At 63.8% G+C, this 21,890-nt stretch carries 19 protein-coding genes; 7 read left to right on the top strand and 12 right to left on the bottom strand.

The window, feature by feature from the left end; translation table 11 throughout:
* The first annotated feature begins 89 nt into the window (after positions 1-89).
* From flgA to XAXN_RS02485, 4 genes are all read left to right on the top strand, one after another.
* Positions 90-734, top strand: coding sequence for a flagellar basal body P-ring formation chaperone FlgA (flgA, locus tag XAXN_RS02500; protein ID WP_008575794.1), 645 nt, complete (start codon positions 90-92; stop codon positions 732-734).
* A gap of 66 nt (positions 735-800) precedes the next feature.
* Complete coding sequence (gene flgM / locus XAXN_RS02495) at positions 801-1,112, top strand: flagellar biosynthesis anti-sigma factor FlgM (RefSeq protein WP_003482943.1); 312 nt, start codon at positions 801-803, stop codon at positions 1,110-1,112.
* 15 nt (positions 1,113-1,127) lie between these two features.
* Positions 1,128-1,460, top strand: coding sequence for a flagella protein (locus tag XAXN_RS02490; RefSeq protein ID WP_003482942.1), 333 nt, complete (start codon positions 1,128-1,130; stop codon positions 1,458-1,460).
* A gap of 166 nt (positions 1,461-1,626) precedes the next feature.
* The gene (locus XAXN_RS02485) at positions 1,627-2,853 is read left to right on the top strand and encodes an ATP-binding protein (protein WP_054318371.1); all 1,227 of its coding nucleotides are present in this window, start codon (positions 1,627-1,629) and stop codon (positions 2,851-2,853) included.
* 133 nt (positions 2,854-2,986) lie between these two features.
* On the opposite strand, the gene XAXN_RS02480 is transcribed toward XAXN_RS02485, so the two are convergent.
* Complete coding sequence (locus XAXN_RS02480) at positions 2,987-4,708, bottom strand: EAL domain-containing protein (RefSeq protein ID WP_054318370.1); 1,722 nt, start codon at positions 4,706-4,708, stop codon at positions 2,987-2,989.
* A gap of 3 nt (positions 4,709-4,711) precedes the next feature.
* Entirely contained in the window at positions 4,712-6,844 is a 2,133-nt protein-coding gene (locus XAXN_RS02475; protein ID WP_054318369.1) for a sensor histidine kinase, read from the bottom strand.
* 120 nt (positions 6,845-6,964) lie between these two features.
* Here XAXN_RS02475 and XAXN_RS02470 point away from each other — a divergent pair, with 120 nt between their 5' ends.
* The gene (locus XAXN_RS02470) at positions 6,965-9,751 is read left to right on the top strand and encodes a bifunctional diguanylate cyclase/phosphodiesterase (RefSeq protein WP_206416697.1); all 2,787 of its coding nucleotides are present in this window, start codon (positions 6,965-6,967) and stop codon (positions 9,749-9,751) included.
* Between the two features lie 463 nt (positions 9,752-10,214).
* Here XAXN_RS02470 and XAXN_RS02465 read toward each other — a convergent pair whose 3' ends face one another.
* The 6 genes from XAXN_RS02465 to XAXN_RS02440 all read right to left on the bottom strand — a co-directional run bounded on the left by XAXN_RS02465 (position 10,215) and on the right by XAXN_RS02440 (position 15,089).
* Complete coding sequence (locus XAXN_RS02465; protein WP_054318367.1) at positions 10,215-10,898, bottom strand: hypothetical protein; 684 nt, start codon at positions 10,896-10,898, stop codon at positions 10,215-10,217.
* 276 nt (positions 10,899-11,174) lie between these two features.
* Positions 11,175-11,459, bottom strand: coding sequence for a hypothetical protein (locus XAXN_RS02460; protein WP_054318366.1), 285 nt, complete (start codon positions 11,457-11,459; stop codon positions 11,175-11,177).
* Positions 11,460-11,545: 86 nt separating this feature from the next.
* Entirely contained in the window at positions 11,546-12,823 is a 1,278-nt protein-coding gene (locus XAXN_RS02455; RefSeq protein ID WP_174515549.1) for a methyl-accepting chemotaxis protein, read from the bottom strand.
* Positions 12,824-12,883: 60 nt separating this feature from the next.
* Positions 12,884-13,498 carry a high frequency lysogenization protein HflD gene (gene hflD / locus XAXN_RS02450; RefSeq protein WP_054318364.1) on the bottom strand — a complete coding sequence of 205 codons (615 nt, stop codon included), beginning with the start codon at positions 13,496-13,498 and terminating at the stop codon, positions 12,884-12,886.
* Positions 13,498-14,634 (bottom strand): tRNA 2-thiouridine(34) synthase MnmA, encoded by a 1,137-nt coding sequence (gene mnmA, locus XAXN_RS02445; RefSeq protein WP_054318363.1) that lies wholly within the window; start codon positions 14,632-14,634, stop codon positions 13,498-13,500. The genes hflD and mnmA overlap by 1 nt, the downstream gene beginning before the upstream one ends.
* Positions 14,631-15,089 (bottom strand): NUDIX hydrolase, encoded by a 459-nt coding sequence (locus tag XAXN_RS02440; RefSeq protein WP_054318362.1) that lies wholly within the window; start codon positions 15,087-15,089, stop codon positions 14,631-14,633. The genes mnmA and XAXN_RS02440 overlap by 4 nt, the downstream gene beginning before the upstream one ends.
* A gap of 251 nt (positions 15,090-15,340) precedes the next feature.
* On the opposite strand from XAXN_RS02440, the gene clpS reads away from it, so the two are divergent.
* Together clpS and clpA are read left to right on the top strand one after the other, a co-directional pair.
* Positions 15,341-15,661: an ATP-dependent Clp protease adapter ClpS gene (clpS, locus tag XAXN_RS02435; protein WP_054318361.1), complete on the top strand. Its 321-nt coding sequence runs from the start codon at positions 15,341-15,343 to the stop codon at positions 15,659-15,661.
* Between the two features lie 142 nt (positions 15,662-15,803).
* Positions 15,804-18,086 carry an ATP-dependent Clp protease ATP-binding subunit ClpA gene (gene clpA / locus XAXN_RS02430; RefSeq protein WP_054318360.1) on the top strand — a complete coding sequence of 761 codons (2,283 nt, stop codon included), beginning with the start codon at positions 15,804-15,806 and terminating at the stop codon, positions 18,084-18,086.
* A 286-nt stretch (positions 18,087-18,372) separates the two neighbouring features.
* Here the strand turns inward: clpA and infA are convergent, their stop codons facing one another.
* The 4 genes from infA to trxB form a co-directional block, all read right to left on the bottom strand.
* A complete protein-coding gene (gene infA, locus XAXN_RS02425; protein WP_002813418.1) occupies positions 18,373-18,591 on the bottom strand; it encodes a translation initiation factor IF-1 in 219 nt (72 codons plus the stop codon).
* Positions 18,592-18,671: 80 nt separating this feature from the next.
* Positions 18,672-19,421 (bottom strand): leucyl/phenylalanyl-tRNA--protein transferase, encoded by a 750-nt coding sequence (gene aat / locus XAXN_RS02420; protein ID WP_054318359.1) that lies wholly within the window; start codon positions 19,419-19,421, stop codon positions 18,672-18,674.
* Positions 19,422-19,689: 268 nt separating this feature from the next.
* Positions 19,690-20,808, bottom strand: coding sequence for a GNAT family N-acetyltransferase (locus XAXN_RS02415; protein ID WP_054318358.1), 1,119 nt, complete (start codon positions 20,806-20,808; stop codon positions 19,690-19,692).
* Between the two features lie 57 nt (positions 20,809-20,865).
* Complete coding sequence (gene trxB, locus XAXN_RS02410; protein WP_054318357.1) at positions 20,866-21,834, bottom strand: thioredoxin-disulfide reductase; 969 nt, start codon at positions 21,832-21,834, stop codon at positions 20,866-20,868.
* Between the last annotated feature and the right edge of the window lie 56 nt (positions 21,835-21,890).

The following is a 21,890-nucleotide window of genomic DNA, read 5'->3' as shown; positions in this document are numbered from 1 at the left end:
ACGACTCCCCAATCCCGACTCCCCAATCCCGGCAAAAAACAGGCACACCCTTTGCATCACAGCTCCCGTCTTCTTCCGGATCTGGTCCCATGCGCCTGCTCCTGCTTGTCATCCTGTTGGCTGCCGCTCCGGCGTGGGCCCAGAGCTATCAGTCTGTCGATTCCATCCGTGCTGCGGCGCTGGCGACCGTTGGTCCGGACGCCGAAGCCGAGGCCACACTTGATCCGGGCCTGCGCATGCCGGCTTGTCCAATCGCGCTGCAGGCGCAGCCCACCGGCACCAACACGGTGGAAGTGGCGTGCCCGCAGCCGGCCGGCTGGCGCTTGTTCGTGCCGTTGAAGGTGCGTCGCAACCAGGACGTGCTGGTCTTGCGCCGCGGCATCAGTGCTGGAGAAACCATCTCGCTGGCCGATATCAGCATCGAGAAGCGTGATGCCGCGCGCATCGTTGGTGCGGTGCTTGCCGATCCGGTGGCTGCCGTTGGCAAGACCGCCCGGCGCGTCCTGCCGGCAGGCTCGCTGCTCTCTGCCAACGACCTGGTGACGCAGCGGCTGGTCCGGCGCGGCGACACCGTGCCGCTGGTCTCGCGCAATGGCGGGCTTGAGGTGCGCATGAGTGGCCGCGCCCTGTCGGACGCCGGCGAAAACGAACGCGTGTCGGTGGAAAATTCGTCCTCGCGCCGGGTAGTGCAGGGCATCGTTGAAGCGAGCGGAACCGTTGTGGTCTCCAGGTAAAAAATTTCTATAAAGTTTTTTTTCCGGGTGCCGTTATCCCCTACGACCTGTAGAGGAGTTCCTGACATGACCCAGAAAATCGAAGGCAATCTACCGACCGCTGCCACCCTTCGCACCACTGCCACCAGCAGCAAGATCGCTTCGGCCGGCGAAGATCGCGCGTCCCCGGTTGCCGCAACCCCGCCGACCGACAGCGTCAAGTTGACCGGCGAAGCCACCAACCTGCAGAACCTGCAGCGCGAGCTTTCGCAGTCCTCGGCGATCGACACCGGTCGCGTCCAGGCGGTGAAGGATGCATTGCAGAACGGCAGCTATTCCATCAACCCGGACGCCATCGCCAGCCGCATGATGGATCTGAATCAGCAACTGGCGGGTTGATCCCCGACTGAAAGGATGAACGTGAACGAGTTCCTGCAACGTCTCAGCGATGCGCTGGCCGGCGAACGCCAGGCATTACTCGAGAACGACATCGACGGGCTGATGCGACACACGCAGGACAAGCTGTCGGCGCTGCAAGCGCTGGAAGCGGCGATGCCTGCAGGCGAAGAAGAGCGGCTGCGTGAGCTGGCCGAAGCCAACCGCGCCAATGGTGCGCTGCTGGCACGCCGGCGCCGCGAAGTGAACTGGGCGCTGCGTCACCTGGGCCGCACCGAAAGTGCACCGTCCTACGATGCCAAGGGGCAATCGAGCGTGTTGCGCGGCGGGCGTTCGTTGGCAGTGGCCTGAGTTGCACGCTGTTTTGCAGCACACCGGGCTACAGATGCCCGGTCGGGCTTAGGCGAACAGGCAGCTGCCGTTGGTACTGCGTCGCACCGCCGGGCAATGCGAAACGACAATACGGAGCGTCAATGGTTCGGCGTATATTGAGGCATCCTCTACGCCGCCTGCTCCCGTGACCGCCAAGTTTTTTCTCAATCAAGCCTTACTGCCGTCCTCGGATATCCTGCGCGCCTTCGGCGACCAGATGATGGAGGGGCTGCTGCTGTTCCGCACAGACGGAAAGCTGATCCTGGCCAATGCCATCGCACGCCAGAGCCTGTGCAAGGAAGATCCCGCCGACGATCGCAATCTGGGCGAGCGCATCTCGCAGGTCTTGCCATCGGACGCACTCAATCAAGCGCGCAGCAAGGGCAGCTGGACCGGCAGTCTGCCGGTGGCCGACCGTGTGGTCATTGCGCACCTGTATTACAACGAAGAGAGCGGGGTCGGGCATTTTCTGGCGCTGTTCCACAACATCGAAGGCCAGCAGGATTATGAGCGCGAGCTGCAACAGCGCCACGCCGAATTACGTCAGGCTTATCTGCGCTTGAACGGTGCGCAGGACAAATTGCTGCAATCGGAAAAGATGGCCTCCATCGGCCAGTTGGCCGCAGGCGTGGCGCACGAAATCAACAATCCGATCGGTTATGTGCACTCCAATCTGGGCAGCCTGCAGGAATATCTGCGCAGCTTGTTCACCCTGATCGAAGCCTACGAGCGCGCGCTGCAGGCGCCGGACCCCAAGGCGCTGATTCCGGAAATCGACGAGATCCGCAACCGCGCCGACATCGACTTCATCAGCCGCGATCTGCCGCAATTGATGGCCGAATCGCGCGAAGGCATCGAGCGGGTGACCCGCATCGTGCGCGACCTCAAGGACTTCTCGTACTCGGACCGGTCCGAGTCGTGGAAGATGGTCGACCTGCACGCGGGTCTGGAATCCACCATCAACATCATCTGGAACGAGCTCAAGTACAAGGTCACGCTGGAGCGTAACTACGCCGAGCTGCCGCTGGTGGAGTGTCTGCCATCCGAGCTCAACCAGGTCTATATGAACATGCTGCTCAACGCCGGCCAGGCCATCGTCGAGCGCGGCACGATCACCGTGACCACCGGTCGCGATGAAGCAGAAAACGTCTGGATCCAGTTCCAGGACAGCGGCGCCGGCATCGCCCCGGATCTGCTGCAGCGCATCTTCGACCCATTCTTCACCACCAAACCGGTCGGCAGCGGCACCGGCCTGGGCCTGTCGATTTCCTACGGCATCATCAACAAGCACCACGGCCGCATCGACGTGGAAAGCACGCCAGGGCAGGGGGCCAGTTTCAGGATCGTGCTACCGATCCGGCAGCCGCGCTAGCGCTGACGGGCTGGGATTGGTTGTTCGGGATTGGGGATTCGCAAGAGCAGGCTTTGCTTTTGCTGATCGTCAATCTGCCCTGTGAGACAACGGCGCCGCACGCCGCTTTAAACCAATCCCGAATCCCCAATCACTATTCCCGGCCGTTCCGCAACTCATCATGCGTGCGGAACGCCTGGCGAATATGCTCGCGCAGTTCGTCGTCGTTCCAGGGCTTGGTCAGGAAACGGTAGATCGCGCCGCGGTTGATGGCCTCGGTGACGGTGGCCAGATCCGTGTAGCCGGAAAGCACCAGGCGCACCGTGTCCGGGTAGAGCATCTTGACCCGGCCCAGGAATTCGGTGCCGCTCATGTCGCTCATGCGCTGGTCGGACAGGATCACCTGCACGTCGTTGGTGGCCAGCAGGTCGAAGGCGTCGCGTACGTTGCCGGCAGCCAGAATCCTGTAACCGTCGCGGCGGAACAGCCGCACCAGCGAGCGCAGCACGTTTTCTTCGTCGTCCAGCAACAATAGCGTGCGGTCGGGGCGGCTTTCGGCGAACGATTCCGGGCGCAGGTAGCGCCGGCGCAGTGCCATGCCGGCAGATTCGGCCGACATCGGCTCGCCGAACAGGTAGCCCTGGAAGATGTCGCAATCGTTGCGGCGCAAAAAGCCCAGCTGCGCCTGCGATTCCACACCATTGGCAATCACCGTCATGCCGAGCTGGTGGCCCATGGCGATGATGGCGCGCGCGATCGCCGCCTCGCGGCTGCCGGCCGGTGCGCTCTTGATGAAGCTGCGGTCGATCTTGAGCCGGTCCACCGGGTAGCGCACCAGCGCGCTCAGGCTGGAATCGCCGGTGCCGAAGTTGTCCAGGCTCAGGCTGATGCCCTCGTTGCGCAGGTTGGCCATCGTCTCGTGGACGAAGTTGACGTTGTTGGTCAACGCGCTTTCGTTGATCTCCAGCGTGACGAACTGCGCCGGAACACCGGCGGTCTGCAGCATCGCCATCACTTCGTTGAAAAAGCCCGGGCGCAGCAGCTGCAGCGTGGAAACATTCACTGCAATGCTGAAATCGTCGAAACCCTGATCGCGCCACAGCCGCGCCTGGCGCACCGCGTTCTGCATTACCCACTCGCCGATCTGCACAATCACGCCCAGCCGCTCGGCGGTACGCATGAAGCGTTCCGGCACCAGCATGCCCAGGGTGGGCGATTGCCAGCGCAGCAGCGCTTCCATGCCCACGATGCGGCCGTCGCGCGCGCTCACCAGCGGCTGGTAGCGCAGGCGCAATTCGCTGTGCGGAATCGCATCGACGATCTGCCGCGCAATGATGCTTTCGCTATGCGCGTTGGTGGCCGAGTTGCGCGTGTACAGCCGCACCGTGTTGCCGCCTTCGCGCGCGGCCTGGTAGCTGGCTTCTTCGGCGTAATCCAGCAGCGTGGACAATGAGGTGGAATGTTCCGGACACAGGCTGATGCCGACCTTGCCGGTCATGAACAAGGTATACGGCAGCACCGACAACGGCAGCTCCAGTTGCTGGCGGATTTCTTCGGCAAAATCTTCCGGCAGCGGCGTGTCGTCGCGGCGCACCGCCACAACCACCATTTCATCGCTGCCGTGGCGCCACAGCTTGCCGCGCGTTCCGAGAAATTCCTGCAGCCTGCGCGCTGCCAGCGTCAGCGCCTGGTCGCCGACCTCGCCACTCATGTTCTCGTTGATCGAGGCGAAGTGATCGATATCGACGTGAAAGATCATCAGCGGCGGGCCGCCGGACGCGGCCGCGTCCACCAGGTGCAGCAATTCGGGATTGCCCGCGCCAAGCCGGGTGGGCTTGACGATTTCCAGTCCGGGCGGGATTACGGGGCTCCACACGACTCAACGTCCACCATCGTCGTGGACGGGCTCGCCGACCGGGTGATAGGGCAGGCGCAACGTCACGCGCGTGCCGGCTCCGGGGGCTGATTCTATCGTGAGCGTGCCGCCGACGGTTTGCGCACGCTCACGCATCACGATCAGCCCCAGCCCACGCGGACCCTCCGGCTCGAAGCCGTCGCCGTCATCGCTGACTTCCAGGCGGAAACTGTCGCCATCGATGGAATGCAGACGCAGGTGCACTTCGCCGGCGCAGGCGTGTCGCAATGCATTGGTCAGGCTTTCCTGCGCGATCCGGAAGCAGGCCTGTTCGATCTCGTTGCCCGGCCTTTCTTCAAGCGCCTGAATATCGAGCTCCAGCCGCACTTGCGAGGCGCGAAACAGCATCGACGCCTGCCAGCGCAGCGCTGCCTCCAGCCCCAGGGCATCGAGTTGTGGTGGGCGCAACAGCATCGACAGATTGCGCAGCTTGGTCACCGTGGTGTCGGCCAGCGACACGACTTCCAGCAAGTCCTCACGGCGCGCGTCCGCGTCCGGTTCATCCAGGGCCGCGTGCGCGGACAGCTTCATGGCAGTGATCGCTTGCCCGATGTCGTCATGCAGGTCGCGCGAGATGGCACGCCGCTCATCTTCCTGCAACGAAAACAGACGCTTGGCCATTGCCTGCAGTTCGGCATTGCTCTCGGCCAGGGCATCGCGCATGCGCTCGGGTTCGCTCAGATCGCGTACCACCAGCAACTTGCAGCTGCGTCCGCCGTAGCGGATGTCGCCGGCCGACAGACCTGCGTAGAAGGTGCTGCCGTCGCGACGACGCATCGCGCGTGCGCTGGACACCGGCTCGTTGCGATCGCTGCCTGCGCGCAGGTATTCGCGCACCACCGGCAGATCGGTGTCGCCTACCAGTGTCTGCAGCGGCTCGCCCAGGATGGTTTCGCCCTGAAAGCCGAACTGGGCCGAGCCGGCCGCGTTGGCGTACATCACATGTTCGTCGGCGAGAATCAGCACACCGTCGGGCAGCACGCGCACCAGCTCCTTGAATTGTTCTTCGCGCTCGCGCAGCAGGCGCCGCGACTGTTCGCGTTCGCTCACGTCCTGCAAGGTGCCATGCACGTGGCGGGCGCCGCTGGGCAGGGTCACGCTCTCTGCGCGCAAGTGCACGGTGCGTGGCTGCGAATCGCCGCCGGTCAGCGGCAACAGCACATCGATCTGCACCTCGCCACCGGTACACATGTCTTCGATCATGCGCTCGATGCGCACCTGGGTCGCGCTGTCGGAGGCGGTCAGCAATTCTTCCAACCGATGCTCGCGACGGTGCATCGGCACGCTGCGCCCCAGCAAGCGGTAGACCGCCGGCGAATAGCGTCCCAGGCCGGTCGTGCGATCCAGTTGCCAGGAGCCCAAGCGCGCGATGCTCTGCGCCTCTTCCAGACGTTCGAGCGCCTCGTCGCGCAGATCTTGCGCCCGGCGTTCTTCGCTGCGGTCCACGGTGACGACCAGGCGGGCAGGGCCGCTGGCCAGATGCAGCTGGTTGCTCCGCACCTCGACATGCCGCGGGCCGCTGCGCGTCATCAGGTCTTCGTTCAACACGCAGGTGGCATCTCCCTTGCCGCGGATCTGCGCAATGATCTCTTCCAGCCGCTCGCCATCGGCATTGGGCCAGATCGCCTGCAGCGTCTGCTGCAGGAACTCGTCGCGCTCCCAGCCGAAAAATTCCAGCGCCGCCGGATTGGCGTCGAGGATGCGCATGGTGGCCAGGTCGTAAATGAAGGCCGGGCTGGGCAATGCCAGGAACTTGGCTTGCAGCAACGCCTCGGACTGCGCCAGCTGGGCGTACTCGTCCACGATCAAGCCGGTGAAGCGGCGCAGCACCAGGTGGATGACGATGCTGGACAGCACCAGAAAGCTCGCGTCCGACCAGCGCTCCGGCATCGCGCCACCAGCCAGGTTGAGCAGCCGGTTGCCCAGCAGCAGCCAGATCACGCCAACCAGCAGATACAGGCCGGTCAGGGTCCACAGGCCTTGCTGCAGGCGCTCGGCGAGACGAAGGCAGGAGACGGGGGCGGACGAAAATACGGGCGCGGCGACGGGCTGTTGCATGGATCCGCGGACGACCTTGAGTGCTGGCGATGCGGCCATCTTAGCCGTAACTCGGGCCGGTTCGGTCCAGCTTGCAACAGGTGGCTCAACTATTCGCCGGTAAGGCCGTTATCCATTGCGACTCCGAAGGCCGGGGTCGATTCTTCGGAGTGTTCCAGAGTGGACTCAGGCGTCATTGCAAGCATGCTGCAGCACCCGCTGACCTCGGCGGTGGTGTTGTTGGATGCGCATGGCCAGCCTCTGGCGGCCAACCGCGTTGCCCAATCCCTCGGATTGCCGGCAACCCTTGGCGCATACGCCGACGTGTTGGAAAGCAGCCGTGCCCAGCTGGCCGACAGCGGGGGCATGGCGCCCTGCGTTTTGCCGGGGACCGGCGGCGGGCGGCTGGAAGGCTGGCTGCGTGCGGTCTGCGACGAACACGGCCAGATCATGGCGTTCACCCTGAGCATTCCCGAGCCGAAGGGTGTCGATGGCACCAGTCGCTGGGAAATAGGCCTGGACAGCGCCGACCATGGCTTGTGGGATTGGGACATTTCGGCCGATGTGGTGTATCGCTCCGAGCGCTGGACCCGCATGCTCGGTTATTCCGAGCAGCCGCCGCCGAACAATCTCACTGCCTTATCCGGGCTGATTCATCCGGAAGACCACGCGCATGTCAGCGCGGCGGTGCAGGCGCATCTGGAAGGCCGCACCGATACCTACGTGGCCGAATTTCGGCTACGCCAGCACGACGGCCAGTGGCGCTGGATCCTGGACCGCGGCCGCGTGGTCTCGCGCACCGCCGACGGACGTCCGTTGCGCATGGTCGGCACGCATACCGACGTGCACCATCACAAATTGCTCGAGCAGCAGCTGCGCGATCAGCAGGCGCAGCTCGAAGAAGCCCAGCGCATCGCCAGCATGGGAAGCTGGAGCTGGGATTCGCATCACGATGCCCTGTGGGTGTCGCAGGATTTCCTGCAACAACTCGGCATGACCCAGCTTCGTCTGCAAGGCATCCGCGACATCCTGCGCCTGCTGGCCGGGTCTTCGGTTGCGCAACTGCGCAGCGCCTGGCGCAAGATCAAGCACGAAGGCATGCCGGTGCATTTCGAACTGGAAATCAACGGCCTGCTCGGTGCCAACCCGCATCATCTGCGCGTGTGGGCACAGCCGGTGTTCGATGGCGACGGCAGCATGGTGCGCGTGCTTGGCCAGCTGCAGAACGTCACCGAACAACGCCAGACCGACGCGCTGATCCGTTGGCGCACCGAGCTGCTCAATCGCGTGTCCGCGTTGGGCAAGATCGGCGGCTGCGAGATCGAGGTCGACACCCGGCGCATGCAATGGACCGAGGAGTGCTATCGCATTCACGGCCTGCGCAAGGAAAACATCACCCTGGAGCAGACGCTGTCGCTGTACACGCAGGATTCGCGCGACGCGTTCGAGGCGGCGCTGCTGCGTATCTCCGATGGCGGCCTGCCCGAACAGCTGGAGCTGTGTTTCTATCGCAACTTCGGCCAGCGTGTCTGGGTGCAGGTGCTGATCGAGCTGGATCGTCGCGAGGGCTTGCCGCCGCGGTTTGTTGCCTTGTTCCGCGATATCACCCGCGAGCGCGAAGCCAACGAGCGCATCGAGCTGCTTGCCCATTACGACCGTCTGACCGGTTTGCCGAACCGCTTCTTGTTGCGCGAGCAGGCAGAAAACGCCATTCGCGAAGCGAACGAGCGCGGCCAGACATTGGCGATGCTGTTGATCGATCTGGATGGCTTCAAGAGCATCAACGATTCGTTTGGCCACGCCACCGGCGACAACCTGCTCAAGCTTGCCTCGGCGCGCCTGCATCAACATCTGCGCAATAGCGACCTGTTCGGCCGCTTCAGCGACGACGAATTCATCGTGCTGCTGCGCGATATGTCCGAGCCCGAAGACGCCGGCCACGTGGCACGCAAACTGATTGCTGCGCTCGGCGAGCCGCTGCGCAAGGAACACGTCACCCTCAAGCTCGGCGCCAGCATCGGCATCGCGCTGCAGGGCGAAGGGCTGTCGGATTTCGACAGCCTGCTGCGCGCCGCCGATGCGGCGATGTATGCAGCCAAGGAGTCCGGGCGCAATACGTACCATTACTACAGCCAGGACGTGCTGCTGCGTGCGCAGCGCCGTTTGGAGCTGGAGCATGCGCTGCAAGGCGCGCTCGAGCGCGAAGAATTCACGCTGGTCTACCAGCCGCTGGTCAACACCGTGGACGACGCATCGCCGGCGATCGAAGCGCTGATGCGCTGGAATCGCCCTGGGCATGGCCCCTGCAGCCCGGTCGAATTCATCCCGATTGCCGAAGAATGCGGCGAGATCGTGCGCCTGGGCGAGTGGGTCATCGGCGAAGCGTGTCGCCAGGCCGTGGTCTGGGATCGTGCCGGCCTGCATTTCAGCCGCGTTGCGGTGAATGTGTCTGCCGTACAATTGCGCGAACGCGGTTTTGCCGAGCGCGTGCTGGAAATCTGCCGCGACAATGGCTGGCCGCCGTCGCGCCTGGAGCTGGAGCTGACCGAATCTGCCTTGATTCGCGACTCCGATTCGCTGCGCCGCTGCTTCGAATTGTTCGAACAGAACGGCGTACTGCTGGCAGTGGACGACTTCGGTACCGGCTTCTCGAACCTGCATTACCTCAATCGCTTCCCGGTGCAGCGTTTGAAGATCGACCGCAGCTTCGTGCAAGGCATGCTCGACGACACCAATACGGCAGAGGTCACCCAAGCCATCGTCCATCTGGGACATGCCCTGGGCATGCAGGTGGTCGCCGAAGGCGTGGAAACCGTGCAGGAAGATGCATTGCTGCGCAAGCAGGGCTGCGACGAAATTCAGGGTTACTTCTACTCACGCCCGCTGTCGCCGCGCGACATGGCGCAGTGGTTGCGCGAAGCCGACGCCGGCATGCGGCTGGGTACACGTTTGGTGATTGCTAGCTGAGCCGTTGGCCATGCTGGCGCCGCACGAATGGCGCCGCGCACTATGAATCAGTGATGTGATCGGCTCAATGCCGCTCCACAGCGGTACGACGACAGGCGACAGGTTTGCCGTTTGCTTGCGATCTGGCGCAGATATCAACCTGATGTTCAATACGTGCATCGTAAGCGTCGCGGATCGCGCTTGCTTGTCCCAGACAGGCATTGGCACATCGTGCAGACACCGCGATGTTGTCGTTGCTGGACAGGGGCACCAGTCCAGTCCAGACGCGTCGCCTCGGAGATCAGAGCGGGATGTCATGGATACTTCGGAAGCGATCGGATACATCCTCCGACCGGATCCAGATGGGCTCGATATCTCGACAAGAGCGAGGGCTGTTGTCCAGTGCATGCATGACTGCCAGCTCACCCGTGTCATGCGATAAGCATCGACTGATGCAGCGTGATCGACCGTCATCGTGCCGGTCTTATTCCGGTTCGAACGACAGCTCGCGCCTCCAGAGCAGCGGTGTTCGCTCTCGCCGTTTGTCAGGGAAGAAAAGGGACAGATAGCCGGCCGCGATCGCGCGGTCGCGAAGTTTCAAGCCAACACCTTCTGCCGTCGTCACGGTGACCTCGGTCACCGTGCCTTGCGGATTGACCTGCATTTCCCAGACGAGGCGGCCATGCCACTCAGCCGGCGGGATCGTTGCGTCGTAGTTCGGGCGGCCGACAACATACGGTGTTCCCGGATCGTTTGACAGTGGCGAGTCTGCAAGCCTGGCATGGACCTGCAGCGTCTCTTCCCCGGTGCGCCCATCTCCTGTGCTTGCGCGAAACGTCCATAGGCCAGGTTTGCCTCCCTGGCCCAGATCGGCAACGTAGCAGTGCTTGACGCCACGGTAGTCGGGATACCGGTGGCTCGACACTTCCTTCCCGGAGGCATCGAACGCCTCCACGACCAACCCGCCTACATCGGTCTTGGCCAGATCGGTCGCGACACACACCTGGTGAGTGTGCTGACCATCGGTCAAAAACTGGATGGTTTGCTGGCGGGCAATCGAATGCGGTGGCCGGGCATCCCAGAGAAATTCAAGATAGACCTTATTGTTTGCCGCACTGGCCGAGTGAGAAAGTGCTGCCGCAAGCAACGCCAGGCAACTGGTTTTCATGGCATCTCGCGCTCATTCCGAAGAAGAAAGCATGCTGATCGCCCGGATTGGTAACGGGCTCAGCAGGTGAGATGGACGCTACGGGCCTTGGCAAGGCCTGACAAACCTCAGCCGGGGTAAACGAATCCCGGCCGCGCAGGGGCAGGGAGCACGTACTCACTGCATGAGCGACGCCCGCAGGAGCGGAAGAAACGTACGCTCAATCGCCTGAGATCGGACAGTCCAACAACAGGGCGGGGCGCCTGCCGAGGCACGCCCCGCTGTACGGCGCTGGGCTTACCGCGCCGATCCGCTGACTACGGCACCATCCAGACCCAGATCCCAGGCCACCGTGGCGAACAACAGGTCTTCTTCGCTGCATACGCGGCGCGGGTTGATCAGGGCCAGCAGCTCCGCGCGTGCGCTGCTCTCCAGCCGCTCCAGCGCGGCCGGCATGCGGACACGTCGCAGTGCAGGCCTGGCCGCATCGCTTTGCGCGATGCGCTCGGCCTGCGCGGCTGCCAGCGCAGCGGCCTGCAGTGCGGCAGTAGGGGCATCGAGGGTCGGGGCAACAAGTGTCATGGGCGGAACACCAGGTCGTAAGGGAACGACAAATCCCCGGAAGGCCGGGGAATGTCGGAATCAGCAGCTGCGGGGCGGCATCGGTCTTAGAACAACTCGACCGTGCCGGCACCCATGCCTTGCTGCGCCACCGGCTTGTGCGGCGGGCGTTCCCACTCCACGCGCATGTCTCGCAGGCGGTTGGACACCTTGGCCAGCGCGGCGACCAGGTCGCTGTCGTACACGCCGCCATTGCGATGCAGCAGTTCCTGCAGCGCCACCGCTTCGCGGTTGATCGCGGTCAGGCGATCCAGGTGGGTGTGGATGCCGCTCAGCGTCTGCGTGGCGATGTCCTCGAACTGCAGGGCACGCACCGCTTCTGCCACGCTGCCATCGATCGAGCGTGCGCACTCGGAGATCTCGCGCATGCCATCGCCCAACGAAGCGTTGATCTGGGCAACGTTCTCCAGCATGGCGGCCGATTCATGGCGCGCCTCGCGGGAGCGGTCCATGTGGCGCGAGGCCAGCTGCGAGACCGTTTCACGCACCTTGGCGATCGATTCCTTGGAGCTGTGAGCCAGCTTGCGGATCTGCTCGTTGAAGGTGGTGGACCGCTCGGACAGGTTGCGCACCTCGTCGGCAACCACGGCGAAGCCGCGGCCCGCTTCGCCGGCACGCGCTGCTTCGATGGCGGCGTTCAAGGCCAGTAGGTTGGTCTGGTCGGCAATCGACTTGACGTCTTCCAGCAGCGCAAAGATGCCATCCAGATGCTGGGCCATCTCATCGATGTGGTGGACGGTATTGGTGCTTTGGCCACTCACCTGCTCCAGCGCTTCCACCAACTGCTCCATGCGGGAGCTGGCATGCTGGGCGAAGCGGGCGACGTCGACGCCGGCACTGCCATCGTCACCGGCGCGGTCGACGATGCGGGCCAGTGCCTGGCTTTGCTGACGCGATTTGCGATTCATCGCTTCGAAGCTGCCACCCAGGCCGGACACGGCCTGGCGGATCAGTTCGCGGGCACGCTCGACTTCCGAGCGTGATCCGTCGACTTCGTTGCTGACGAACGTGCGCAGTTCGTTGAGCAGTTGATCCTGCTCGCGCAGGATGCGGGCCTGGTCCGGATTAGCCCGGAACTGGGAATACGTCACCCAGGCAGCGAAACCCAACCAACTGAGGGTCATGGTCGCCAGGATCGCCCAGCGCACCGAAGCGGGCCAGTCGAATCCGACAGCGAAGGGGAACAGCAAGGTCAGAGCCAAAGGAGCGGCTAGACGGATGAGTGGACGTGAATACATGGGCGTTCTCGGCAGAGTCACGATTGCTGTATCGGCACTGCCCCCGTTGTCTTTAGCGACGATCGTCACATCGCCTGGTCCATTCAACCGCCGTTGGCGCGCCTCAGCGGCCGCTAGCGCGCAGATGTAAGCGGTTTTTCGCGCCCATTAGCGCAATGCGCGGTCCACCGCTTCGATCATTGCGCGTTTGGCGAACAGGAAATCCCACAGGCTGCCGCCCATCTGCCGCCACAGCACCGCCGAGCGCAGTGCCGCCAGCAACAGCGCGCGGATCTCCGCGACCACGCCAGCCTGGCCCAGGTAGTGCGGGTTGCCTTGCACCATGACCTTTGGCCGCAAGTGGCTGATGGTCTGCGCGTACAGCCCGCCGAGCGACCCCAGCACATCGGGGTGGCTGCTGTCGCCCAGTTGCTGGGCCTGGCGCGCTGCCGCGTCGATTCCGCTAGCGACAGTGGCGACGGTGCTGGCATCGCGTACGAACCGGCGCTCCAGCTGCAGCACGGCCAGGGCCAGGCGCGGTAGCATCTCGTCCTGGCCCTGGTTATGGAAGTAGTTGTGCAGCAGGCGCAGGCCGGGCGCCAGCGCCGCTGCCGAGCCGTACACGGCCTCCGGCGAGGCGGCGTCCACACGGAACACGCTGTCCATGGCGGTGCGCACCGTCGCAGCTTCCGAATGCCCGGTCTCGGCGATCCGCCGCACCTGTTGCAGGGCCTGGGCGACGCCGGCAAGCGCCAGCACACGGTGGTCCATGGAAACACTCATCAAGCCACTACCTCAGAGGAAAAAGAAGATCCCGCCAACTGGCGCTCCAGCGGTGCGTCGGTGGCGGCGATGACCGCGCCGCCCAGGCACTCCTGCCCGTCGTACAGCACCAGCGACTGCCCCGGCGTCACCGCCCGTTGCGGCCGTTCGAAGCGCACCTGCACGCTGCCATCGTCCTGCACCTCCACCCTGCACGGCTCGTCGGGCTGACGGTAGCGCGCCTGCGCAGTGCAGCTGAAGCGGCGCGCCGGCGGCGCACCGGTCACCCAGTGGGCTTGTTCGGACTGCAGCCAGCGCGATTGCAGCAAGGGGCTGTCGCGGTCCTGGTCCACATACAGCACATTGCCGGCCACATCCTTGCCGACCACGTACCACGGCGCAGCCGCCCGCCCGCGCACGCCGCCGATGTTCAGCCCCTCGCGCTGGCCCAGGGTGAAGTAGAACACCCCCGGATGCTCGGCGATGCGCTGCCCCTGCGGGTCGCGGATCTCGCCGGTACGCGCGGGTAGGTAGCGACCCAGGAACTCGCGGAAATCGCGCTCGCCGATGAAGCAGATGCCGGTGGAATCCTTCTTGGCATGGGTCGGCAAGCCGGCATCCTGGGCAATCCGGCGCAACGTGCTTTTTTCCAGATCGCCGATCGGGAACAGGGTGGCGGCCAACTGGGTCTGCCCCAGCTGATGCAGGAAATAACTCTGGTCCTTGCCGCGGTCGGCGCCGCGCAGCAGGCGCCACCACCCACCGCGATGCGCCACCTGCGCGTAATGGCCGGTGGCGATGCGCTCGGCACCCAGCGCCTGTGCAGCATCCAGGAAATGCTTGAACTTCACTTCGCGATTGCACAACACGTCCGGGTTGGGCGTGCGTCCTGCCGCGTATTCGGCCAGGAAATGCTCGAACACGCCGCTCCAGTATTCGTCGGAGAAGTCGCGAAAATGAAACGGGATGCCCAGCACGCCACACACCGCCACCGCATCGCGGCGGTCGTCTTCGGCGCGGCAATCGCCGCTGCCGTCGTCGGCCCAGTTCTGCATGAACAGCCCGGCGATTGACTCGCCTTGCTGCGCCAGCTTCCACGCCGCCACCGACGAATCCACGCCGCCGGACACCCCCACCACAATGCGTGGCGTACTCATGCGACGTGCCGCACCAAGGAAAGCGGATAACGTTGCCCGGCCAGGTAATCGGCAACCACCTCCCACACCAGTGGGCTGCGCAGGCGCTCGGTCGAAGCGCGCAGTTCGTCAGGGGTCATCCAAAGCGCGCGCACCACGCCGGTGTCGAGACTGCGTTCCGGGTGATGGGTCAGCGCATCGGCAACGAAGGCAAAGCGCAAGAAGCACTGCCCGTTGGGCGCAACCCATTGGTAGGTTCCGATGAACTGGGTCAGGCGCACGTCCCAGCCAGTCTCCTCCAGGGTTTCGCGCACTGCCGCATCCTGCAGGCTTTCGTTCGGCTCCAGATGCCCGGCAGGCTGGTTCAACAGCAAGCGGCCGCCGATGGCTTCTTCCACCTGCAAAAAGCGTCCATCGCGCACCACAACTGTGGCGACTGTCACATCGGGATGCCAGCGTTGCTCCGGTGCACTCATCGAGTCTGCTCCAGCGCGATCGACCACATGTGCGCTGCTTCCGCAGTGGGGCCGGCAGCGCAGTGCCATCCCGGCACGGCCTTGCGTTCGTCTGCTGTGCGCATCGGTGCATCTGCGGTAGACGGCGGTGCCAGCAACTGCGCGCTCATGGGATCGGTCATCAAGGGCCAGCCAGGAAATTGGAGACAAATTGTGCGGGCCACAGCGTAAATCGTCCAATGCGTGCAAGGTTGAAACCGTATAATGGCTGGATGCCTCGGAATACCTCACACGAACACGACCACGGCCTGATGGTCGAAGCCGGCAAGCCAGAAGTGGCGCCACCGCCGCGCTACCAGGTGCTTTTGCTGAACGACGACTACACCCCGATGGACTTCGTGGTGACCGTCCTGGAGCAGTTTTTCAACCTGAATCTGGAGCAGGCTACCCAGATCATGTTGCACGTCCACACCCGCGGGCGCGGCGTGTGCGGGGTCTATAGCCGTGAAGTTGCAGAGTCGAAAGTGGCTCAGGTCAACGAGTTTTCGCGTATGAACCAGCACCCGCTGCTGTGCACGATGCAACAGGTCTAAGGTACCCTGCGGATCATTCCAGCAGCGCAACAGTGTGGCTGCGATCACGTGCTAACGCTGTCTGAACATGGCTATCCGATAGGGTTGTGGAAAATCCCAGCAAAAGCCACATATTGTCGGCAACAGCCGTTCGGAGTTACCAATGTTCAGCAAAGACCTAGAGCAAACCATCGGCCAGTGCTACAAGCGAGCACGCGAGGCGCGTCATGAGTTCATGACCGTCGAGCACCTGCTGCTCTCGCTGCTGGACAACCCTTCCGCCCAGGCCGTGCTCAAGGCCTGCGGGGCAGACCAGGTGCGCCTGCACAATGACCTGGAACAGGCGATCGAGGCTTCGGTCTCGCGCCTGGCAGAAGATGACGGGCGTGACACGCAGCCCACCCTGGGGTTCCAGCGGGTGCTGCAACGCGCCGTCTATCACGTGCAGTCCTCGGGCAAGAAGGAAGTGACAGGTGCCAATGTGCTGGTCGCGATCTTCGGCGAGAAGGACTCGCACGCGGTGTACTTCCTGAACCAACAGGACATCACCCGCCTCGATATCGTCAATTACCTTTCGCACGGCATCGCCAAGCTGGGCGAGGACGGCGAGCAGCCGTCCGCGCCGGATGGCGAGTCCAAGAGCGAAGGTGGGGAGGGCGAGGCCAAGGGCGATGCCCTGGCCGAGTTCGCCTCCAACCTCAACGAGCAGGCGCGTAACGGTAAGATCGATCCGCTGGTCGGCCGCAGCGACGAGATCGAGCGCACCATCCAGGTCCTGTGCCGTCGGCGCAAGAACAATCCGCTCTACGTGGGCGAGGCCGGCGTCGGAAAGACGGCAATTGCCGAGGGTCTGGCCAAGCGCATTGTCGACAACGACGTGCCGGAAGTGCTCGCCGATGCGGTGATCTACTCGCTGGATCTGGGCGCATTGGTCGCCGGCACCAAGTACCGCGGCGATTTCGAAAAGCGTCTCAAGGGCGTGCTGGCAGCATTGAAGAAGGTACCCAATGCGGTGCTGTTTATCGACGAGATCCACACCATCATCGGTGCCGGTTCGGCGTCGGGCGGTACCATGGACGCCTCCAACCTGATCAAGCCCGCATTGTCGTCGGGCGAGCTGCGCTGCATCGGCTCGACCACGTTCCAGGAATATCGCGGCATATTCGAGAAGGACCGAGCGCTAGCGCGTCGGTTCCAGAAGATCGATATCGTCGAGCCGACCGTGGGCGAAACCTTCGAGATTCTGCAGGGCCTCAAGCCCAAATACGAGGCGCACCACGGTGTGACCTACGCCGATGACGCGCTGCAGGCGGCCGTTGACCTGTCGGTGAAGCATATCGGCGACCGGTTGCTGCCCGACAAGGCGATCGACGTAATCGACGAGGCCGGTGCGCGTCAGCGGCTGCTGCCGGAAGGCAAGCGCAAGGAACTGATCGATATCGAAGAGATCGAAACCATTGTCGCCAAGATGGCGCGGATTCCGGCCAAGCAGGTCAGCGCCACCGACAAGGACGTACTGCAGCACCTGGAGCGCAACCTGAAGATGGTGATCTTCGGGCAAAACCCGGCCATTGAAACGCTGGCCGGCTCGATCAAGCTGGCACGCTCGGGCCTGGCGAACCCGGAAAAGCCGATCGGCAATTTCCTGTTCGCCGGTCCCACCGGTGTCGGCAAGACGGAGGTCACCAAGCAGCTCGCCCTGCAGCTGGGAATCGAGCTGGTGCGTTTCGATATGTCCGAGTACATGGAAGCGCATTCGATCAGCCGTCTCATCGGTGCGCCCCCCGGCTATGTCGGTTTCGATCAGGGCGGTTTGTTGACCGAAAAGATCGTCAAGACGCCGCACTGCGTGCTGCTGCTGGACGAGGTGGAGAAGGCGCATCCGGACATCTTCAACATCCTGTTGCAGGTCATGGACCGCGGAATCCTCACCGACACCAACGGGCGCGAAGCCAATTTCAAGAACGTGATCCTGGTGATGACGACCAATGCCGGCGCCACGCAGGCGTCGCGTCGGTCGATAGGCTTCACCAAGCAGGATCATTCCACCGATGCAATGGAGTCAATCCGTCGCGGTTTCACGCCCGAGTTCCGCAACCGTCTGGATGCGATCGTGCAGTTCCAGCCGCTGGCGTTCGACCACATCCTGCGGGTGGTGGACAAGTTCATCATCGAGCTGGAAATGCTGTTGCAGGAAAAGCACGTCTCCCTGTCGGCCACCCCGACCGCGCGCGACTGGTTGGCTCAGCACGGCTTCGATCCGCTGATGGGTGCGCGTCCGATGTCGCGGGTGATCCAGGGAAAGATCAAGCGCCCGCTGGCCGACGAACTGCTGTTCGGCAAGTTGGTGGACGGTGGCCGCGTCAACATCGACGTCAAGGACGGAGAGCTGGTGGTCGAGGCGCATCCGGAACCGGAGCGTCTGCTGCCCGCGACAGTGGACTGATCGTCATAAGGTTGTTCTGGCAGGTAAAGAAAAGCCGCTCGAAAGAGCGGCTTTTCTTTACGTCTTCAGCGCGCAGCAATCACGCATCCTGATGATGGCCCGCTCGGCGCAGGTGCCGGATGGACGATGCAGCAGCGGTGCGTTTCTAAGCTACTGGCCAGTGCCGCCGTGCAGCCGGTGCAAAGCAGGGCAGTGCATGTTGGTCGGTGCCTTGCACTGCGTGCTCGAATTGCGGCCACAACAAAAAGCGGCCAATGGCCGCCTCGCCTCTCAATACCAGAACAGCTTACTTCATGCGGTAGGTAATACGGCCCTTGGTCAGGTCGTAGGGAGTCATCTCAACTTTGACCCGGTCGCCGGTCAGGATGCGGATGTAGTTCTTGCGCATGCGTCCGGAGATGTGGGCGATGATTTCATGCCCGTTCTCCAGCTTGACCCGGAACGTGGTGTTGGGAAGCGTCTCGCTGACGCTGCCTTCGAATTCAATGGAGTCGTCTTTCGACATGTAATCCTGTGCAATCACGGCTGGCCCGGCAGGGCCGTAAGGGACCGTATTTTACGCGCCATCTCCTTGCGGTGCAAATTTTATGTTAAGCGGGTCTCGCACAGGTTGCTGGCAGCGTGTTCGCCGTAACGCTGAGCCCAGCTGCCCGGCGGCTGCGTCAGGGCAACCTGGCGTTGCACGTCGTGCAAAAAGTCTGTGCGCGACAGACGTTCGGCCCCCAGGCTCAGCAAGTGCGGATTTTCCACCTGCGCATCGATCAGTGGCCATCCTCGGCCACGCAGATCGGCGGCCACGGCGGCCAAGGCCACCTTGGAGCCGCCGCTTTCCCCACTGAACATGCTTTCGCCAAAAAACATCCGGCCGATCGCCACGCCGTAGATCCCGCCAACCAGGCGGGTGCCATCGAACACCTCGATCGAATGCGCGTGGCCTAGACGGTGCAAGGCGATATAGGCCTGCTGCATCTGTGCGGTGATCCAGGTGCCGTCCTGGCCGGGGCGCGGACTCGCAGCGCAGGCATCGATCACCTGTTCGAAGGCGGTATCGGCGCGAACCGTCCAGGTGCTTGCGCGGAGCTGGCGCTTGAAGCGGGAGGACAGGCGCACGCCGTCAGTGCGAAAGACCATGCGTGGATCGGGGCTCCACCACAGGATCGGTTGGCCGTCCGAGTACCACGGGAAAATGCCGTGCGCGTAGGCGTTGAGCAGCCGCTGCGGCGACAGGTCGCCGCCGATGGCGAGCAGGCCTTCTGGGTCGCGCAGGGCCTGCCCTGCCGGCGGAAACGGCGCCGCCGGATCGGCATCGAGCAGAAAGGGGAGGTGGCGCGCCATCCGTGCAGTGTAGAACAGCTGGCAAACCGACCGCGTTGACCACGATGCGTGCCGTGCCGCGAGGTGAGTCTGCAGCGCTGCCCGGAATTGGCGTGTACCGGGCCAGCCAGGCTCCGGTTCCTGCGCACGGTCGGTGCCAGCTGGCGACTGCTCACGACAGTTGTCGGCCGATCCAGCGTGTGTGCTGCTTGCGGCAATGCGCCGCGCGGCACGAAGCACCCCACGACGTTGAGCATTCGGTCAGTGCCGCTCATGCTGCCTGACTGGATCAATCGCGAAACGGGCTGTGCTCGGACAGTTCCCGTGCGTGTCGGGCCACAGCATCGCGCTCGTCTGCACACCACTGTGCCAGGGGCTCGCAAAAGCCCGGGTCGGCGATCCAGTGCCTGCTACGCACCAGGGTGGGCAGAAAGCCGCGCGCGATCTTGTGCTGGCCTTGGGCGCCCGGCTCGAAGCGGGTCAGGCCTTCGCGCAGGCAATATTCGATGCCCTGGTAGTAACACGTCTCGAAATGCAGGCCGGGCAGTGCCTCCCCGCCCCAATAACGACCGTACAAGGTGTCGTGGCCGCGCAGGCAGAGTGCGCCGGCAATGGGGCGGCTATCGAGCTCGGCCAGGAACATCACCAGCTGGCGCGGCATGGACGTAGCCAGGTGCTGCAGGAACTGCGGCGTCAGCGCAGGCGAATTTCCGTACTCGTTGAAGGTCTTGAGATAGAAGCCATACATCGCATCCAGATCGTCCTGGCTGGCCTGGTCGCCGTGGACAACGCGCATCTGCACGCCGGCGCGCTGCACCTTGGCGCGTTCCTGGCGGATGTTCTTGCGGTGCTTGTGATCCATCGCCGCCAGGAACGTCTCGAAGTCGTTCCAGCTGCTGGCGTTGTGCCAGTGGTATTGCAGGTCGTTGCGCTCCAGCCAGTCGGCGGCGTAGGCGGCGTCTTCATCGGCAGGGTAGAAATTCACGTGCGCCGACGACAGCCCGCTGCCCTCCACCAACTCGCGCATGGCGGCGAGCAGGTGACCGCGCCAGGTGGGCGCACCAAGCAGGCGCGGACCGGTGACGGGCGAGTAGGGCACCCCACACAGCCACTTGGGGAAATATTCCTGGCCATAGCGCGCGTACGCATGCGCCCAGGCGTGGTCGAAGACGAACTCGCCGTGCGAGTTATTTTTGAGGTACCCGGGAGCCGCGGCCACCAGGGTGTCGCCCTCCCACAAGGTCAGGTGCAGCGGGTTCCAGCCCCAGTCCGGGCGCAGGCAGCCCTCCCGCTCCAGCCCTTCCAGGAACGCGTAGCCGATGAAGGGGTGCGTGCCATCGTGCAGCGCATCCCAGGCGCCGGCTGGAAGCTCGTCCAGCCGGCGGCACCAGCGAGCGGTTATGCCCATGCGGGCAGTCCCTTGGCGATGCTGGCCGCGTGGCGCGGCCGGCAATCAGGCGCCATCTCAGGCGCTCTTGTCGAGGAAGCGTTCGGCATCCAGCGCGGCCATGCAGCCGAAGCCGGCCGAGGTGATGGCCTGGCGGTAATGCTGGTCGGCCACGTCGCCGGCGGCGAACACGCCAGCCACTGACGTCTCGGTCGCTGCACCGTTCAGGCCGGAACGGATCTCCAGGTAGCCGTTGTTCATTGCCAGCTGGCCATCGAACAACTGCGTATTGGGGTGATGGCCGATCGCCACGAAGAAACCATGCGCATCGATGTCGCGGGTGCTGCCGTCGATGGTGGACTTGACCCTGACGCCGGTCACGCCGGCATCGTTGCCCAGGACTTCGTCCACTGCGTGGTGCCAGACGGTCTCGATCTTGCCGGCGGCCACCTTGGCGAACAGCTTGTCCTGCATGATCTTTTCTGCGCGCAGCGTATCGCGGCGATGCACCAGGTAGACCTTGCGGGCGATGTTGGACAGGTACAGTGCCTCTTCGACCGCAGTGTTGCCGCCACCGACCACCACCACGTCCTGATCCTTGTAGAAGAAGCCGTCGCAGGTGGCGCAGGCAGAGACGCCGCGGCCTTTGAAGGCTTCTTCGGTGGGGATGCCCAGATACTTGGCGGTCGCGCCGGTGGCGATGATGAGTGCGTCGCAGGTGTACTCGGCACCATCACCGATCAACCGGAACGGGCGCTGCGACAGGTCTGCCGTGTGGATGTGATCGAAGATGACCTCGGTCTCGAAGCGCTCGGCATGCGCCTGCATGCGGCTCATCAGGTCCGGACCCATCAGGCCATGGGGGTCGCCTGGCCAGTTGTCCACTTCGGTCGTGGTCATCAGCTGGCCGCCTTGTTGCAACCCGGTGATGACCGCCGGCTTGAGGTTGGCGCGGGCGGCGTAGACCGCGGCGGTCCAGCCGGCCGGGCCGGAGCCCAGGATCAACAGGCGGGAGTGCTTGGCGGGGCTGGCAGAAGAGGCGCTCATGTATACTCGCGATCTAGGAATTGGCAGGGCAGGCGAAGTAATTCGCCCCCCCCCCC

The organism is Xanthomonas axonopodis (assembly GCF_001304695.1).
In the GTDB taxonomy this organism is placed as follows: Bacteria; Pseudomonadota; Gammaproteobacteria; order Xanthomonadales; family Xanthomonadaceae; genus Xanthomonas; species Xanthomonas axonopodis.
The sequence above is the reverse complement of the archived record's forward strand: the minus strand, read 5'-3'. Positions and strand labels throughout refer to the sequence as shown.

Bases quoted from the DNA above. Each gene is read 5' to 3' on its own strand.
- mnmA (WP_054318363.1), bottom strand. From the start codon at position 14,634: ATGAGTACGCCACGCATTGTGGTGGGGGTGTCCGGCGGCGTGGATTCG.
- hflD (WP_054318364.1), bottom strand. From the start codon at position 13,498: ATGAGTGTTTCCATGGACCACCGTGTGCTGGCGCTTGCCGGCGTCGCC.
- flgA (WP_008575794.1), top strand. From the start codon at position 90: ATGCGCCTGCTCCTGCTTGTCATCCTGTTGGCTGCCGCTCCGGCGTGG.
- clpA (WP_054318360.1), top strand. From the start codon at position 15,804: ATGTTCAGCAAAGACCTAGAGCAAACCATCGGCCAGTGCTACAAGCGA.
- XAXN_RS02475 (WP_054318369.1), bottom strand. From the start codon at position 6,844: ATGGCCGCATCGCCAGCACTCAAGGTCGTCCGCGGATCCATGCAACAG.
- flgM (WP_003482943.1), top strand. From the start codon at position 801: ATGACCCAGAAAATCGAAGGCAATCTACCGACCGCTGCCACCCTTCGC.
- XAXN_RS02415 (WP_054318358.1), bottom strand. From the start codon at position 20,808: ATGGGCATAACCGCTCGCTGGTGCCGCCGGCTGGACGAGCTTCCAGCC.
- XAXN_RS02460 (WP_054318366.1), bottom strand. From the start codon at position 11,459: ATGACACTTGTTGCCCCGACCCTCGATGCCCCTACTGCCGCACTGCAG.
- aat (WP_054318359.1), bottom strand. From the start codon at position 19,421: ATGGCGCGCCACCTCCCCTTTCTGCTCGATGCCGATCCGGCGGCGCCG.
- infA (WP_002813418.1), bottom strand. From the start codon at position 18,591: ATGTCGAAAGACGACTCCATTGAATTCGAAGGCAGCGTCAGCGAGACG.
- XAXN_RS02490 (WP_003482942.1), top strand. From the start codon at position 1,128: ATGAACGTGAACGAGTTCCTGCAACGTCTCAGCGATGCGCTGGCCGGC.
- trxB (WP_054318357.1), bottom strand. From the start codon at position 21,834: ATGAGCGCCTCTTCTGCCAGCCCCGCCAAGCACTCCCGCCTGTTGATC.
- XAXN_RS02465 (WP_054318367.1), bottom strand. From the start codon at position 10,898: ATGAAAACCAGTTGCCTGGCGTTGCTTGCGGCAGCACTTTCTCACTCG.
- XAXN_RS02440 (WP_054318362.1), bottom strand. From the start codon at position 15,089: ATGAGTGCACCGGAGCAACGCTGGCATCCCGATGTGACAGTCGCCACA.
- clpS (WP_054318361.1), top strand. From the start codon at position 15,341: ATGCCTCGGAATACCTCACACGAACACGACCACGGCCTGATGGTCGAA.